This is a genomic window from Thioalkalivibrio sp. ALE20 (genome assembly GCF_000381405.1).
Taxonomy (GTDB): domain Bacteria; phylum Pseudomonadota; class Gammaproteobacteria; order Ectothiorhodospirales; family Ectothiorhodospiraceae; genus Thioalkalivibrio.
On the sequence record NZ_KB906472.1, the window covers coordinates 215,543 to 231,254 of the forward strand.

Annotated in this window: 17 protein-coding genes and 1 pseudogene; 7 read left to right on the forward strand and 11 right to left on the reverse strand. The window is 67.9% G+C overall.

Annotated elements, in window-relative coordinates; genetic code table 11:
• Positions 1-70: 70 nt before the first annotated feature.
• The 3 genes from F790_RS0104410 to F790_RS0104420 are packed head-to-tail and all read left to right on the forward strand — an operon-like array spanning position 71 to position 3,500.
• Positions 71-1,105, forward strand: a complete 1,035-nt coding sequence (locus F790_RS0104410; RefSeq protein ID WP_019022672.1) for a type IV pilus twitching motility protein PilT — start codon at positions 71-73, stop codon at positions 1,103-1,105.
• 57 nt (positions 1,106-1,162) lie between these two features.
• Positions 1,163-2,335 carry a PilT/PilU family type 4a pilus ATPase gene (locus tag F790_RS0104415; RefSeq protein ID WP_019590949.1) on the forward strand — a complete coding sequence of 391 codons (1,173 nt, stop codon included), beginning with the start codon at positions 1,163-1,165 and terminating at the stop codon, positions 2,333-2,335.
• A gap of 55 nt (positions 2,336-2,390) precedes the next feature.
• A complete protein-coding gene (locus F790_RS0104420; protein WP_026300893.1) occupies positions 2,391-3,500 on the forward strand; it encodes a PilT/PilU family type 4a pilus ATPase in 1,110 nt (369 codons plus the stop codon).
• A gap of 4 nt (positions 3,501-3,504) precedes the next feature.
• On the opposite strand, the gene F790_RS0104425 is transcribed toward F790_RS0104420, so the two are convergent.
• From F790_RS0104425 to gshB, 11 genes are all read right to left on the reverse strand, one after another.
• Entirely contained in the window at positions 3,505-4,401 is an 897-nt protein-coding gene (locus F790_RS0104425) for a dihydroorotate dehydrogenase electron transfer subunit (RefSeq protein ID WP_019590950.1), read from the reverse strand.
• Positions 4,398-5,690, reverse strand: coding sequence for a dihydroorotase (locus F790_RS0104430; RefSeq protein WP_019590951.1), 1,293 nt, complete (start codon positions 5,688-5,690; stop codon positions 4,398-4,400). The genes F790_RS0104425 and F790_RS0104430 overlap by 4 nt, the downstream gene beginning before the upstream one ends.
• Complete coding sequence (locus F790_RS0104435) at positions 5,687-6,697, reverse strand: aspartate carbamoyltransferase catalytic subunit (RefSeq protein ID WP_018869678.1); 1,011 nt, start codon at positions 6,695-6,697, stop codon at positions 5,687-5,689. The genes F790_RS0104430 and F790_RS0104435 overlap by 4 nt, the downstream gene beginning before the upstream one ends.
• Complete coding sequence (gene pyrR / locus F790_RS0104440; protein WP_018869679.1) at positions 6,694-7,215, reverse strand: bifunctional pyr operon transcriptional regulator/uracil phosphoribosyltransferase PyrR; 522 nt, start codon at positions 7,213-7,215, stop codon at positions 6,694-6,696. The genes F790_RS0104435 and pyrR overlap by 4 nt, the downstream gene beginning before the upstream one ends.
• The gene (ruvX, locus tag F790_RS0104445) at positions 7,205-7,606 is read right to left on the reverse strand and encodes a Holliday junction resolvase RuvX (protein ID WP_018869680.1); all 402 of its coding nucleotides are present in this window, start codon (positions 7,604-7,606) and stop codon (positions 7,205-7,207) included. Before ruvX ends, pyrR begins: the two co-directional genes overlap by 11 nt.
• A 4-nt stretch (positions 7,607-7,610) precedes the next feature.
• Complete coding sequence (locus F790_RS0104450) at positions 7,611-8,189, reverse strand: YqgE/AlgH family protein (RefSeq protein ID WP_019590952.1); 579 nt, start codon at positions 8,187-8,189, stop codon at positions 7,611-7,613.
• A 68-nt stretch (positions 8,190-8,257) separates the two neighbouring features.
• Positions 8,258-9,211 carry an energy transducer TonB gene (locus F790_RS0104455; protein ID WP_019590953.1) on the reverse strand — a complete coding sequence of 318 codons (954 nt, stop codon included), beginning with the start codon at positions 9,209-9,211 and terminating at the stop codon, positions 8,258-8,260.
• Positions 9,186-9,734, reverse strand: coding sequence for a Gx transporter family protein (locus F790_RS0104460; RefSeq protein WP_019590954.1), 549 nt, complete (start codon positions 9,732-9,734; stop codon positions 9,186-9,188). Before F790_RS0104460 ends, F790_RS0104455 begins: the two co-directional genes overlap by 26 nt.
• Positions 9,735-9,736: 2 nt before the next feature.
• Positions 9,737-10,117 (reverse strand): NusG domain II-containing protein, encoded by a 381-nt coding sequence (locus F790_RS0104465; protein ID WP_019590955.1) that lies wholly within the window; start codon positions 10,115-10,117, stop codon positions 9,737-9,739.
• Complete coding sequence (locus F790_RS0104470) at positions 10,114-11,175, reverse strand: FAD:protein FMN transferase (protein ID WP_026332851.1); 1,062 nt, start codon at positions 11,173-11,175, stop codon at positions 10,114-10,116. The genes F790_RS0104465 and F790_RS0104470 overlap by 4 nt, the downstream gene beginning before the upstream one ends.
• Positions 11,172-12,119, reverse strand: coding sequence for a glutathione synthase (gene gshB, locus F790_RS0104475; protein ID WP_019022682.1), 948 nt, complete (start codon positions 12,117-12,119; stop codon positions 11,172-11,174). Before gshB ends, F790_RS0104470 begins: the two co-directional genes overlap by 4 nt.
• A 129-nt stretch (positions 12,120-12,248) precedes the next feature.
• Between gshB and F790_RS0104480 the strand changes: the two genes are divergently transcribed.
• The 4 genes and pseudogenes from F790_RS0104480 to F790_RS0104495 all read left to right on the forward strand — a co-directional run.
• Positions 12,249-12,671, forward strand: a complete 423-nt coding sequence (locus tag F790_RS0104480) for a PleD family two-component system response regulator (protein WP_026279473.1) — start codon at positions 12,249-12,251, stop codon at positions 12,669-12,671.
• A 48-nt stretch (positions 12,672-12,719) separates the two neighbouring features.
• Positions 12,720-13,085: a PleD family two-component system response regulator gene (locus F790_RS0104485; protein WP_018869688.1), complete on the forward strand. Its 366-nt coding sequence runs from the start codon at positions 12,720-12,722 to the stop codon at positions 13,083-13,085.
• Complete coding sequence (locus tag F790_RS0104490; RefSeq protein WP_019569463.1) at positions 13,082-13,660, forward strand: chemotaxis protein CheW; 579 nt, start codon at positions 13,082-13,084, stop codon at positions 13,658-13,660. Before F790_RS0104485 ends, F790_RS0104490 begins: the two co-directional genes overlap by 4 nt.
• Before the next feature lie 54 nt (positions 13,661-13,714).
• Positions 13,715-15,688 (forward strand): annotated as a pseudogene (locus F790_RS0104495) (methyl-accepting chemotaxis protein); the annotation flags it as partial.
• Positions 15,689-15,712 lie beyond the last annotated feature (24 nt).

Below are 15,712 nucleotides of genomic sequence, written 5' to 3' on the forward strand. Positions count from 1 at the left end.
TGTCTTTATCGGCGCCATCCACGGTCGCCACGGACGGAGCGCGCGGCGGCCCGGAACAACGGGGGATTGAATGGATATCACGCAGCTGCTGGCGTTTTCGGTCAAGAACGGGGCCTCGGACCTGCACATCTCCGCGGGCATGCCGCCGATGGTGCGCATCGATGGCGACATGCGCCGGGTGAATGTCCCGGTGATGGAGCACAAGGAAGTGCAGGGCCTGATCTACGACATCATGAACGACCGTCAGCGCAAGGACTACGAAGAGTTCCTGGAGACGGACTTCTCGTTCGAGGTTTCGGGGCTGGCGCGCTTCCGTGTCAACGCCTTCAATCAGGACCGCGGCGCGGCGGCGGTGTTCCGGACCATCCCCTCCAAGGTCCTGACCCTGGAGGACCTGGCCACCCCCAAGATCTTCGAGGACATCTCCAACTACCCGCGCGGGCTGGTGCTGGTGACCGGCCCCACCGGTTCGGGTAAGTCCACCACGCTGGCGGCGATGGTCAACCACCGCAACGAGAACGACTACGGGCACATCCTCACCATCGAGGACCCGATCGAATTCGTGCACGAGTCGAAGAAGTCGCTGATGAACCAGCGCGAGGTGCATCGCGATACCCACGGTTTCTCCGAGGCCCTGCGCTCGGCCCTGCGCGAGGACCCCGACACCATCCTGGTCGGCGAGCTGCGCGACCTGGAGACCATCCGTCTGGCGCTGACCGCGGCCGAGACCGGGCACCTGGTGTTCGGCACGCTGCACACCAGTTCGGCGCCCAAGACCATCGACCGCATCATCGACGTCTTCCCGGCTGCGGAAAAGGACATGGTGCGCGCGATGCTGTCGGAATCCATGCGTGCGGTGATCTCGCAGACCCTGATGAAGAAGATCGGGGGCGGACGCATCGCGGCCCACGAGATCATGCTGGGGACCCCGGCGATCCGGAACCTGATCCGCGAAAACAAGATCGCGCAGATGTACTCCACCATCCAGACCAGCGCCGGCACCGGCATGCAGACCCTCGACCAGTGCCTGAAGGATCTGCTGGCCCAGGGCCAGGTGAGTCGCGAGGACGCCCGCCGCAAGGCCGTGAACCCCGACGCGCTGTAATCTCGAGCTATCGCCATGGTCGCCCGGCGGGGCGGCCACGCCAATCGGAGGATGCCCATGGATCGTGACAAGGCGATCAAGTACATGCACGACCTGATGAAGGCCCTGGTGGACCGGGGCGGGTCGGACCTGTTCATTACGGTGGGCATGCCGCCGGCGGCCAAGATCGACGGTCGCGTGGTACCGCTGACGGAGCAGAAACTGACCCCGTCGCATACCCAGGCACTGGCGCGCGCGATGATGAACGACAAGCAGTCGGCCGAATTCGAGCGTAATCAGGAATGCAACTTTGCCGTCGGTCTGGCGAGCATCTCGCGCTTCCGCGTGAACGTCTTCACCCAGCGTGGCAGCGCGGGGATGGTCATGCGCGTGATCAATTCGGAGATCCCGCGCTTCGAGGACATCCGCATGCCGCCGCAGCTGGAAGAGATCACCATGGAGAAGCGCGGCCTGGTGATCTTTGTCGGGGGTACGGGCTCGGGCAAGTCGACCTCGCTGGCGGCGATGATCGGTCATCGCAACCGGTCATCGTCGGATCACATCGTGACCATCGAGGATCCGATCGAATTCGTGCATCAGCACGGCAAGAGCATCGTGACCCAGCGTGAGGTCGGGGTGGATACCCAGGACTACCAGATCGCGCTGAAGAATACGCTGCGTCAGGCGCCGGACGTGATCCTGATCGGCGAGATTCGCGACCGCGAGACCATGGACTACGCGGTGGCCTTCGCCGAGACCGGTCATCTGTGCCTGTCCACGCTGCACGCGAACAGCACCAACCAGGCGCTGGATCGCATCATCAACTTCTTTCCCGAGGACCGGCGCGAACAGCTGCTGATGGATCTTTCGCTGAACCTCAAGGCGGTGGTTTCGCAGCGTCTGGTGCGCCGCGAGGACGACCAGGGGCGTGTGCCGGCGGTGGAGATCCTGATTAACACCCCCCTGATGGCGGATCTGATGCTCAAGGGTGCGGTGCACGACATGAAGGAGCTGATCTCGCGCTCGCGCGAGCAGGGCATGCAGACCTTCGACCAGGCGCTGTTCGACCTCTACGAGAGCGGCGAGATCAGTTACGACGAGGCCCTGCGCAACGCCGACTCGGTGAACGACCTGCGCCTGCGCATCAAGCTCGACAGCGAGCGCGCGCGGCGCGACGGTGCCCCGGCAGTGGCCGATACCGGCGGAGGGATTGCGGTGGAAGACGATCCGGAGGATTTCCGTGTCCGCTGAAGCACAGAACACCGGTTCGGACGGGGCGGCTGCCGGGGAGCCCGCGAAGCGCCAGCTGCAGATCGAGCCCTATCTCAAGCTGATGGCGCAGAAATCGGCCTCGGACCTGTTCTTCCTCACCGGGGCGCCGGCGTCGATCAAGGTGGATGGCGTGCTGCAGCCCATCGCGCGACGGGCCCTGGCGCCGGGGCAGACCGAGGGCATTGCCCGCGAGATGATGAACGACCATCAGGCGCGCATCTTCGACGAGGAGACCGCGGTCAATTTCGGCCTCACCCGCCAGGGGCTGGGCCGCTTCCGCGTGAACGTCTATCGCCAGCGCGGCGAGGTGGCGATGGTCATCCGCTACATCCGCAGCGCCATCCCCACCATCGAGCAGCTGGGCCTGCCGCCGGTGCTGAAGGATTTCATGAACTACCGTGACGGCCTGATCCTGGTCGTGGGTTCCACCGGGACCGGGAAGTCCACGACCCTGGCGGCGATGATCGACCACCGCCTGACCATCGATACCGGGCATATACTTACCGTCGAGGACCCGATCGAGTTCCTGTTCCGGCACAAGCGGGCGATCGTCGGCCAGCGCGAGGTGGGGATCGACACGCCCAGTTACGAGCACGCCCTGCAGGAGGGCATGCGCGAGGCGCCGGACGTGATCATGGTGGGGGAGGTGCGTAACCGCGAGACCATGCGCGCCGCACTCAACTACGCCGACACCGGGCATCTGGTGCTGTCGACCCTGCATGCCACCAACGCCTCGCAGGCGCTGGACCGCATCATCAACCTGTTCCCCGAGGATCACCGTTCGCAGATCTTGTCGGACCTGTCCCTGAACCTGCGGGCGATCATCGGCCAGCGCCTGCTGCAGAAGAAGGATGGCTCGCGGGTGGCGGCGCTGGAGGTCCTTGTGAACACGCCCTACATCTCCGAGCTGATCCACAAGGAAGAGATCGGGGAGATCAAGGAGGTCATGGCGAAGTCAGCCTCGGTCGGCATGCAGACCTTCGACCAGGCGATCGTGAAGCTCTTCAAGTCGGGTGACGTGATGCTCAACGAGGCGCTGAGCAAGGCCGATTCGCGCGCCAACCTCGAGTGGAAGCTCAACTTCGGCGGCGGCGTGGGGGCCGCCGAGGAAGGCGGCGAGGAAGAGCTCAAGCCGCCGGAATAGCCCGTTACGGGGCCGGTTCGGGGAAGACGTCGGCGGAGGCGAAGACCGGTCCGTCGACACAGACCCGTTTCATCGCCACGCCTGCGCCGGTGCGCACCGGTACGGTACAGCCGGCACAGCCGCCCACCGCGCAGGCCATGAATTCCTCCAGCGACACCTGGCAGGGCAGGTCGAATTCCGCGGCCAGTTCGGCGCAGGCCTCCAGCATCGGGTGCGGCCCGCAGGCAAAGATCTCCACCTCCCCGCGTTCGGCGGGGGGCAGTCCGCCCAGCCAGGCGCGTGCGAGGTCGGTGACGAAGCCGTCGAACGCCCCGGGGATCTCGGCCTTCGAGGTGAGGCGGCAGGAGATGCCCCAGTCCTCCAGCAGCGGCAGCGTGCCGATGGCGCCCTCCGGCAGCCCCGGCCACAGCATCTGCGACGGCCGCGGGCGAAACGGGAACGGGACCTCGGATCCCAGGATCGCGCGGGTGGTGCCCGCCTCGCCCTGCTGGCGCAGACGGTCGGCGAGGAAGATCATCGGCGGGATGCCGACGCCGCCACCCAGCAGCAGGCGCCGCGGCCGCTCCGGGTGCAGCGTGAACGGCCGGCCGATCGGTCCCAGCACCTGCAGGCTGCGGCCCACGGGCTGTTCCGCCAGCGCGCGGGTGCCGTCGCCCACCGTCTTGTACAGGAATTCCACCCAGCCGGCGTCGGGGTCGACGCGCTGGATCGACAGCGGCCGCCGCATCGGCAGGCGCGGCGAGCACTGGATGTGGGCGAACTGCCCGGGCTGCGCGCGTCGCGCGCATTCCGGGGCCTCGACCCGCAGGATCCACTGGCCACTGCCCGCATCTTCATGCGCCAGGATACGGGCGGACTCTTCGAACAGGGTGCCGCGATGCGGCGGGTGCTGCGGGCTCATGCGTCGTCCTCGCCGGGGCGGGTCCAGGTGGGGCGTCCGGCGACCCAGGTCTCGCGGACCTCGCCGCCGAACGTCCAGTCGAAAAACGGGGTGTTGTGCCCGGCGCTGAGCCACTGATCCCGCCGGAGGTCGTGGATCGCGCCCGGGTCGAACAGCACGAAATCGGCCCGCGCGCCGGGCGTCAGGCGGCCATGTTCCAGTCCCAGCACCTCCGCGGGGCCGGTGGTGATCCGCGACAGGGCCTGCTCCAGGGTCAGCAGTCCGTCTTCGACCAGGCGCAGTGTCAGGGGCAGCAGGGTCTCCAGCGCGGCGATGCCGGGCAGGGTGTCGGCGAACGGCCCCAGCTTGCTGTCGGCTTCATGCGGCTGGTGATCGGAGCAGATGGCGGTGATGCTGCCGTCGGACACGGCCGCCCGCAGCCCGTCGCGGTCGCGCTGGCTGCGCAGCGGCGGGATCACGTGGCAGTCCGGATTGAATTCGGCCACGTCCACTTCGGTGAGGAACAGCTGGTGGGCGGCAACGTCGGCGCTGATCGGGAGGCCGTCGGAGCGTGCCTTGGCGATCATCTCCGCGCCCCGCCGGGTGGACAGCCGCGCGACATGCACCCGCGCCCCGGTCTGTTCCACCAGCGCCAGGATCGCACCCAGTGCGGCGGTCTCCGCGGCCTCCGGGATGCCCGAGAGCCCGAGGCGGGTGGACACCGGGCCCTCGTGCACGCAGCCGGAGCCGGTCAGCGCCGGATCCTGGGCCGACAGCACGGTGGTCAGATCGAAGGTGCTGGCATATTCCAGCGCGCGGCGCAGCACCAGCAGGCTGGCCAGCGGACGCTGCCCGTTGCTGACCCCGGGGGCGCCGGCGCGCACCAGCGCGGCCATCTCCGCCAGCTGCTGGCCTTCCAGCCCGTGGGTCAGGGCGCCCAGGGCGTACACCCGCACGCCACAGGCCTCGCGCGCGCGGCGCGTGATCAGCTCGCTCACCGCCGGCGAGTCCACCGGCGGATGGGTATCCGGCGGCATGACCAGGGTGGTGACACCGCCGCGCGCCGCGGCGCGCGTTTCCGAGGCGATGGTCGCCTTGTGCTCCTCGCCCGGTTCGCGGGTACGGGCGGCCAGATCGACCAGCCCCGGAAACACCCACAGGCCGCTGCCGTCGATGCGACGGCGTGGCTCGAAGCCCTCCGGGGTGCTGCCACGGGCCAGGATCTCTTCGCCCTGGACGCACAGGTCCCCCACCGCATCGAACCCGTCGGCGGGGTCGAGGATGCGGACGTTTTCGATGACCACGCTCATGACTGATGGGCCCCCATCACCATGGACATCACGGCCATGCGCACCGAGATCCCGTAGGTCACCTGTTCCAGGATCACCGAGTGGGGGCCGTCAGCGACCGCGGATTCAATCTCCACGCCGCGGTTGGCCGGGCCGGGGTGCATCACCAGACAGGTGGGTGAAGCCAGCTGCAGGCGCCGGGCGGTGAGGCCAAAGCGCTGGAAATACTCGTGCTCGGACGGCAGATGGGCGTGCTCCATGCGTTCGCGCTGCAGGCGCAGCATGATGACCACGTCGACGTCCTGCAGCCCGCTGTCCAGATCATGGTGGACATGCACGCCCAGCTGCTCGACATCCGCCGGCAGCAGGGAGCGCGGCGCAACTACGCGCACCTCGCCGGTCTGCAGGATGTTGAGGGCGTGGATCTGCGAGCGCGCCACCCGCGAATGCAGGATGTCGCCGACGATCGCGACCTTCAGTTTGGTGAAGTCGCCCTTGTGCCGCCGGATGGTGAACATGTCCAGCAGGGCCTGGGTGGGATGGGCGTGGCGCCCGTCGCCGGCGTTGAGCACGCTGATTCCCGGGGCCGCGTGGCGGGCGATGAAATGCGCGGTCCCGCTCTCTTCGTGGCGCACCACGAACATGTCCACGTTCATCGCCTCGAGATTGCGCAGGGTGTCCAGCAGGCTCTCGCCCTTCACCGCCGACGAGGTGCTGACATTGATGTTGAGCACGTCGGCGGACAGCCGCTTGGCGGCCAGCTCGAAGGTGGTGCGCGTGCGCGTGCTGGCCTCGAAGAACAGGTTCACGATGGTCTTGCCGCGCAGCAGCGGGACCTTCTTTACCGCCTTCTCGTTCATGTTGGCGAACGATTCGGCGGTATCCAGGATCTCGGTCAGCAGCGTGCGGTTCAGCCCCTCGATCGTGAGCATGTGCCGCAACTGGCCCTCGTCGGTCAGCTGCAGGCGGTTGGGGAGCGGACCGGGCTGGGGCAGGCGGCTGGTGTGCGCGGCAGGCAGCTCCGTCATCCGTCAGTGCCCTCCGGGGGCTCCACCGCCACGCGTTCGAGGCTCAGCGGCTCGGGACCGCGCAGCTTGATCTGCTCGGCCAGGCCCAGCTCCATGTGGGCGCCCGCCACCGCGGCACACACCGGCAGTTCGCGGCCGTCACGCTCGACCAGGACGACCAGCGAGACCGAGGCCGGGCGGCCCCAGTCGAACAACTCGTTCAGGGCGGCGCGGATGGTGCGGCCGGTGTACAGGACATCGTCCACCAGCAGCACGTGTTCGCCGTCCAGGTCCTCCGGGAGTTCCGAGGGGCGCACCTGCGGATGCATGCCGATGCGCGAGAAATCATCGCGGTAAAAACTGATGTCCAGCTTGCCCAGCGGACGCTGGATGCCCAGGCGCTCGCGCAGATGTTCGGCGATCCATACGCCGCCGGAATGGATGCCGACCACGATCGGGGACTCGATCCCGCGGGCTTCGAGGAGCTCGCGGGTCCGCGCGGCCATGTCGTCGAGCAGGGTGGGGACTTCAGGCGTCATGGGCATTCTCCAGAAACCAGCCTTCGAGGATGACGGCCGCGGCATGGGCATCCAGCCCCGGGTCGTTGCGGCCCGACCGGCTGCGGTCGCGGGCCAGGTGCGAGCTCAGCCGCTCGTCCGACCAGTATACCGGCTTGCCGAAGCGCGCTTCGAGCGCCGCGCCGAATTCGCGGATGGCCGGGCCCAGCGGAGTCGCCTGGCCATCCGCCTGGGTGGGCCAGCCGACCACGAACCCCTCCGGGCGCCATTCCGTGACCAGTGCGTCGATGCGTGGCCACGGCGGCGGCGACCCGCCGGCCAGCGTGACCAGACCGCGCGCCGAACCGGTCAGCGGCTCGCCCACCGCCACGCCGATGCGGCGGCGCCCGTAGTCGAACGCCAGAAAGGCCACGGGTTCAGGCGTGCCCGGAGGCGGAGCTGATCAGGTTGACGTCGATGCCGATGAGTTCGGCCGCGCGCGACCAGCGCTCCGCCGGCGGCGTCTCGAACAGGATCCCCGTATCCGAAGGGGCGGTCAGCCAGGCGTTCTCGCCCAGCTCGCTCTCCAGCTGCCCGGGGCCCCAGCCGGCATGCCCCAGGGTGATCAGTACCCGTTGCGGACCCTCGCCGGCATTGATGGCCTCGAGGATGTCACGCGAGGTGGTCAGACTGACCTGAGCGGTCAGCGGCTGGGTCGCGCGCCACTGCTGCTCCGAGGAATGCAGCACGAACCCGTGCTCCGGCTGTACCGGCCCGCCGCGGAACACCGGCAGCTCCGGCAGGTCGTCCCTCGGCTCCAGCTCCACGTGCTGCAGCAGGTCGCGCAGCGTGAGCTCCGTTGGCTGGTTGATCACCAGCCCCAGCGCGCCCTCCGCGTCGTGTTCGCACACGTAGGCCACGGCGTGGCTGAACAGCCCGTCGTTGAGGGACGGCATGGCGATCAGGAACTGATCGCGCAGGCTCGATTCCAGAGTGCCTGAGCTTGCGGTATCCATGGGTTCCAGTATCGGCTTGTGCTGGTCTGCGATCAATCGCCGTGTCGGACTTTGGGGTGCGCCGGTGCTCAGCGCACCTGCCGGACTTCGTCGCGGCGGAAGGCCCAGGTACGGGTGATGACCAGTTCGTTATATTCCTCGCGCATGGCTTCGGTGAACGGGGCGTAGGGGGCGCCCAGTTCCACGATGCGGATGGCGGCTTCGTCGAGCACGGGTTCGCCGGAACTGCGCGCGACCTGGATATCGATCAGTTCACCTTCGGGGTTCAGGCGCACGGACAGGACCAGGCTGCCGGAAAGCCCCTGACGCCGGGCCTCGTCCGGGTAGTTGAGGTTGCCGACGCGTTCGACCTTGTCGATCCAGGCCTGGAGATAGGCCGCCTCCGGTGCGCTGCGCGCCGACAGGCTGTCGAGATAGCGGGTGCGCTGGCCGCGTGCGGCGAAGCTCCGGCGTTCCTCCGCCGGGGCCGCGCGGGCGCTCTCCAGTCCGCGGTTCATCAGGGTGGCGGCATCCGGGCGCGGCTCGGCCTCGGGGGTCTCGATCGGTTCCGGTTCGGCGACCTCGGGCGGGGCCGGTTCCGGCGATTCCTCGGCTTCGGGCCTCTCCGGCTGCGGTTCGGGTTCGGGGGGCGACGGTTGCGCCACCAGCGGACCGGGTTCCGGCAGCGGGGCCTCCACGCCTTCGGGGCCGGGTTCGCCGGTGCCTTCGTCTGCGGCCTCGGGGGCGGTGGCTTCCTGGTCTTCGGGGTCTTCGGCGCTCGCCTCCTGGTCGATTTCGGCGATGCGCTCGACTTCCTCGGGGGGGGGCGCGGCGGCCTCGGGATCCGCAACCCGGGTAACGTCCAGCGGCTCGCGCGGGCTGGGGTCGGGCAGCTCCACGGTGAAGCCGATGCCCAGGATCACGAGCCCGTGGGCCAGCACCGCCAGGAAGACCATCGTGGCGAGATGGTTCGGACGTGCGGCGGCTTGTTCCGACGGGGGCGTCGGCACCGGGCGCTCAGGCTGGTCCTGGGGGGCGGGCATGGCGGATATGGCGCTGGATCCGGGGATCGGAAAGTACGTGGGCGGTCAGTATACCGGTGGTGGCGCCGGCGATCAGCGCGGTCAGCCACAGGGGTGGCAGAAGCAGCGGCAGGCCGGGGTGCGGGATGATCACCAGCCAGGCGAGCAGGAACTGCCCGGTGACATGCGCCATGGCGGCCGCGATGGCCAGCCCCGTGGCGCCGACATGTCGCGGGGCGAACGGCGCCAGCAGGGCCAGCGTAGCGAGAGCGGCCAGGGCGCCGGTCAGCGAGAGCCAGAAGGCGGGGCTGAGCAGGGTGCCCAGCAGCAGGCTGCTGCCCACGACCCGCAGCAGGGTTACGGCGACTGCCGCACGCCAGCCAAGGGTGAGCAGCGTGACCAGCGTCACGATGTTGGCCAGCCCCGGTTTGATCCCCGGCACGGGGCCGGGGATCGCGGCTTCGAGGATCTGAATGCCGATCGCGATGGCGGCGAGGGCAGCGATCTGGCGATCGCGGCGGGAGGCGGGGCGGTCGGCGTTCACGGTCAGTAGTGGATGCTGTCCCAGGCGGGTTCGGCGCCCTCTACCCGGAGGGTCAGGCGGTTGGGCAGGCTGATGGCCATGTCGCCGCGGGTGGAGAGCCAGCCGGCCCCCTCGCAGATGTTCTGCGTGCCGGGGGATTCCGCACAGCGCGCGCGCCCGGTCTCGATCTCCACCCGGGTGGTCCCGGCGGGGCCTTGCAGGCGCAGTTCGCGCGGGCCTTCCAGGGGCTCCCGGCGCGCGGGCTCGCCGGCCTGGGTGATGACCAGGCTCCGGGCCTCGGTCCCCGCGTCGGGGTTCCAGGCGAGGATGAAGGCGGTCACGACCAGTCCGGCCCCGGTTGCGGCGATGACCGCGTCCCCCCAGCGCAGGTCCGGAATCCTCACGGTGTGGAGCCGGCCTCCGGCTGTTCGCGGACCTCCGGCTCGGGGTGAGTCTCCCCGATCTCGACGCGCGCGGCCATCGCCGGTGTGGCCTCGATGCGACCGTCCGCGAGCACCACCAGGGCGTGGTCAATCCCCAGCCGGGCGGCGTATTCCGGCCAGTGTTCGGGGCCGGCGATCATCAAGGTGGTGGCCGCCGCATCGGCCAGGCCGCCGTCCCCATGCAGCACGGTCGCGGAGCGCACGCCCTCGGTCGGGCGGCCGGTGCGCGGGTCGATCACGTGGTGGATGCGTTCGCCCTCGTGTTCGTAACCGCGCTCATAGTCCCCGGAGGTGAACAGGCCCTCGCCTCCGCCCAGTTCGATGCCGCCGAGGGTGCCCCCGTCCGGGTGGCGGATACCGATGCGCCAGTCGCGGCCGGCGGGCCGGCCCAGCGTCATCAGGTCGCCGCCGGCGTTGACGATGGCCGCCTCCACGCCCAGGTCGGCCAGCAGGTCACGCGCGCGCTCCACGGCCGCGCCCTTGGCCAGTCCGCCGAAGTCCAGCTGCAGGTCCGGGTGGTGCCCGGTCAGGCGGACCCCGTTGCGTTCGATGTCCCCCATCGACGGCGGGTCCTCCAGCAGCTCGGCGAGCGTGTCGGCATCCGGGGGCGGGCCGGCGGGTTCATCCTGATGGAAGCCCCAGGCCGCGATCAGCTGTCCCAGCGCCGGGTTGAACAGGCCGTCGGTGGCTTCTTCCACCGCCTGGCCCTGTTCGATCAGGGGCAGCACCGAGGGCGGGGCGCTGAATTCGCGTTGCAGCGGCAGCAGCTGGTTGGTGCGTCCGAGCGAACCTTCTTCCCAGGCGTGCCAGGAGGCATGCAGGATGTCGAGCTCCGCCTGCAGCTCGCGTTCGATCTCGGCGAGGTCATATTCCCCGGCCGGGGCGACCGCGACCTCGACCAGGGTGCCGAAGGCCCGGAACTGCAGTTGCTCGGTTTCCGGCTTGCGTTCGCAGGCCACCAGCAGCATCGCGGTCAGTGCTGCGAGGACAGGGAGAAGCAAGGTGCGGCGCGGATTCATGCGGTTTCCCCCGTCACGAAATCGATGTAGCGGCCGGCGAGGTCTGCGTCGCAGGCCGTGTCCAGCTCGCGCACGCCGGTCGGGGAGGTGACGTTGATTTCGGTCAGGGATTCCCCGATGACGTCCAGTCCGGCGAAATGGATGCCGCGCCGCCGCAGCTCCGGCCCGACGCGTTCGCAGATCTCGCGGTCGCGCGCGGTCAGTGGCACGGCTTCTCCCCGTCCCCCGGCCGCCAGGTTGGCGCGCGATTCACCGGGTGCCGGAATCCGTGCCAGGGCATGCTCGAAGGGTTCGCCGTGGATCATGATGATGCGCTTGTCGCCGGCCGTGAACTCCGGCAGAAAGCGCTGCGCGATGACCGTGCGCCGATCGAACCGGGTCATGGTCTCGAGGATCACCGAGGTGTTCGGATCGCCCTCGCGGATGCGAAAGATCGAACTCCCGCCCATGCCGTCCATCGGCTTGACCACGATATCGCCGTGCTGCTCGAGGAATGCGCGGATGCGGGCGCGGTCACGGGTGATCAGCGTCGGCGGGGTGCAGTCCGGAAACAGCGCCGTGAACGCCTTCTCATTGATGTCGCGCAGCCCCTGTGGTCGGTTCGATACACATACTCCCGCATGTTCCGCCAGCTCGAGCGTGTAGGTGGCGTACAGGTATTCGGCATCCGCCGGTGGATCCTTGCGCATCAGGATGACATCGAAGCGATCCAGCGGGCCGGTGGTTTCCGTCCCCAGTTCGTGGAACGCTTCGGCCCGGTCCCGAACCTCGATCGGGCGGCTGCGGCCCATGGCGCGGCCGTCTTCCACCCACAGATCGTTCATTTCGAGATAGTGCACGGCGTGACCCCGGGCCCGGGCGGCGAGCATCATGGCGAAGGTCGTGTCCTTGGCCGGCTTGATCCCCGTGACGGGGTCCATGATGATGGCGATGTTGTGGGGCACGATAACGGGCCTTCTTCGTGATCCGTGTCAGTCGAGTATGCCACGCGGAGCAATATTACCGCTCGATGTTTGTGTATCCCGCGGGACTTCGTTAGATTCGATCCTGCATATAGCCTTAGGGGGGGTAAGGTGTCTGACGCGCCAGCGGAAGCCGACTCGGCCACCGAGTTTCAGGGAGTGAAGGTCATGGTGATCGACGACAGCAAGACGATCCGGCGCACCGCCGAATCCTTGCTGCAGAAGCACGGTGCCGCGGTGGAAACCGCGGTGGACGGCTTCGAGGCCCTCTCGAGGGTGGCCGATTCCCGCCCCGACATCATCTTCATCGACGTCATGATGCCCCGTCTGGACGGGTATCAGACCTGCGCCCTGATCAAGAACAACAAACAGTTCAGGGAGACCCCCGTCATCATGCTGTCCAGCAAGGACAGCGTGTTCGACAAGGCCAAGGGGCGTGTCGTGGGGTCGGAGGACTATCTCACCAAGCCCTTCACGCGGGACGACCTCCTGGATGCCATGCGCAAGTATGCGCACCAGGGCACCCCGGAATGAATCCATCGCGAGTGAATCGCGTGCACCAACCCAGGAAAGAAGAACGCCATGGCCCGTATCCTGATCATTGACGACTCCCCCACCGAGATCCACGTCCTGCGCACGATGCTCGAGAAGAACGGGTATTCGGTATCCACGGCGGCCAGCGGGGAGGAAGGTGTCGAGACCGCGCGGGCCCAGGTGCCCGACCTGGTCCTGATGGACGTCGTGATGCCCGGTCTGAACGGATTTCAGGCCACGCGCGAACTCTCCAGGCAGGAAGAGACCGCCAACGTCCCCGTGGTGGTGGTCAGCACCAAGGACCAGGCGACCGACCGCGTCTGGGCCATGCGCCAGGGGGCGCGGGACTACATCACCAAGCCGGTCACCGAGGACACCCTGCTGCAGACGATCGAGAAATATCTGTCGGCATGAAGGTCGATACTTCCACGCCGTTTGCGCTGCTCGCGAGCCTGGATCGCGAGAGCCGGCGAGTAAACCGGGAGTACCAGCGCGATTCTTCATCCGGCTGGCGCGGCGTGCTCCTGGCCGTGGGCGAGTTTCGCTTCCTGGTGGACATGGAAGCGATCTCGGAAGTGACCGATCCCATGTCCCTGACCCATGTCCCGCTGGCCGATCCCATGGTGCTGGGGGTCGGCAATCTGCGTGGCCTGGTGCTCCCGGTGTTCGACCTGGGGCGGCTGCTGCTGGGCGAACCCCTCGCCGGTGACAGCTCGCGCCAGCGCATCGTGGTGGCTCCGCAGGGGCAGGGCATGGCCGGGCTGCTGGTGAGCCGGGTAGAGGGCATGCGCAACTGTGCCCCGCATCAGCGGCGCCTGGAAGTGGACGTGCCCGAGGCGGCACGTCCGTTTGTTACGGGGGGATTCGATCTGGGCCACCGGCTCCACCCCGTGCTGGATCTCAATCGGCTACTGAACGATACCGGGCGGTTCGCGGGGCTCGAGACGGCGGAACCGGCCGAAGGTCAACAGCAGGCGGTCGCCTCCTGACGGGGCGGCATCACTGTCACAGGGAGTCAACGCTTTATGGGATTGAGTCGTCGTATGCGCAACCTGCTGCTCGGGGGGCTGCTGGTAGTCTCTCTGATCGGGACGGGCGTCGCGTTCACCCTGCATGAATACGAGCAGAGCCAGTACCGCGACCGGATCGCGCTGGCGAACGACATGCGTCTGCTGTCCCAGCGGCTGGCCACCGGCTCGCTGGAGGCCGCAGCCGGTTCCGAGCGTGCCTTCGAACAGATCGGCGAACTCCGCGATGCGTTCGACCGCAACCTCGAGGAACTTCGCGACGGTCGCGAAGGCCTGGGGCCGCTGCCGGACGACCTGCAAGCCGACCTGGAACAGGTTCAGGGCGAGTGGAGCGGTTATCGCGACAACGTGAACACGATCCTCCATGGGCGTGATGCCATCGAGGAAGTCACCGAATTCTCCGAAGCCGTGAACGAGTTCTCCCCCGAGCTGGCCCGGCTGTCCGACAGCGTGGTGCGGCGCATGTCGGAGATCGGTGAGGATCCCGACCAGATCTACGTGGCCGCGCGCCAGACCATGCTGATCCAGCGGATCGGCAACAGTCTGAACGAGGTGCTGCAGGGCGGTGCCCGTGCCGCGACCGCGATCGAACGTTTTGAACGGGACGCCACCCTGTTCGGGCGGGTGCTGGACGGGCTGATCGAAGGCTTCGCGCCGCTGGGCATCGAGGCCGTGGATGATGCCGAAACCCAGGCCATGCTCAACGAGATCGGAACCCTGTTCATCGCCTTCAGCGAGGCGGTCGAGGGGGTGCTCGAAACGTCTTCCCGCGTGTTCGAGGTGAACGCCGCGGTGGCGGACGTGGAAGCCGGTTCCGGCGACATGCTGGAGGCGACGGGCGATCTGGAGACCGCCCTGACGGAAAGGGCGGACCAGGCCGGCTTCATTGCCCTGGCCGGTTTCGCCTTCGGTCTCCTGTCACTGGTGTTCCTGCTTGCGCTGGGCCTGTTCCTGTATCGCGACACCCGTCGCGAACTGGCGGAAACCGAGGCGCAGAACGAGCGTAACCAGCAGGCCATCCTGCGTCTGCTCGACGAAATGATGAACCTCGCCGACGGGGACCTCACCGTCAACGCGACGGTGACCGAGGACTTCACCGGCGCGATCGCGGACTCGATGAACTTCGCGATCGAGAACCTGCGTACGCTGGTCGCCACCATCAATAGTGTGGCGGACGATATCAATGACTCGGCCGCGAACAGCCGCGCCCAGGTGCTGGGGCTGGCCGAGAAGGCCGAGCAGCAGACCCAGGAGATCCAGCAGGCGAACGACGCGATCGACGAGATGGCGCAGTCGGTCGACAAGGTGGCCTCGGACGCGGGGCAGTCCGCGGGGGTGGCGCGAAACTCCGTGGAGATCGCCTCGCGCGGGGCCGCCACCGTGCGCCGCTCCATCGAGGGCATGGATTCGATCCGCGAACAGATTCAGGAGACGGCAAAACGGATCAAGCGTCTCGGCGAATCTTCGCAGGAGATCGGCGATATCATCGGCCTGATCAACGACATCGCCGAACAGACCAACGTCCTGGCGCTGAACGCGGCGATCCAGGCCTCGGCGGCCGGCGAGGCCGGGCGCGGGTTCGCCGTTGTGGCCGACGAAGTCCAGCGCCTGGCGGAACGCTCGAGTAGCGCGACACGCCAGATCGAGGGACTGGTCAAGGCGATCCAGGCGGATACCAGCGAGGCCGTCAGCTCGATGGAACAGAGTACCGCCAACGTGGTCTCCGGGGCCGAGATGGCCCAGGCGGCGGGCGAGGCGCTGTCCGAGATCGAGCAGGTTTCCAACGACCTCGCCGGCCTGATCGACGGCATTTCTTCCTCGGCCCATCAGCAGGCCGAAATGGCGAAGAACGTGACGTCCATCATGGCGCAGATCCGCGAGATCACCACCGAAACCACCGAAAGCACGCATACCACGGCGGCCTCCATCGACGACCTGGCCCAGCTGTCGCAGCAACTGCAGTCCTCGGTCGCGGACTTCAAGCTGCCGGCTTCGGACCAGGACGACACGGGT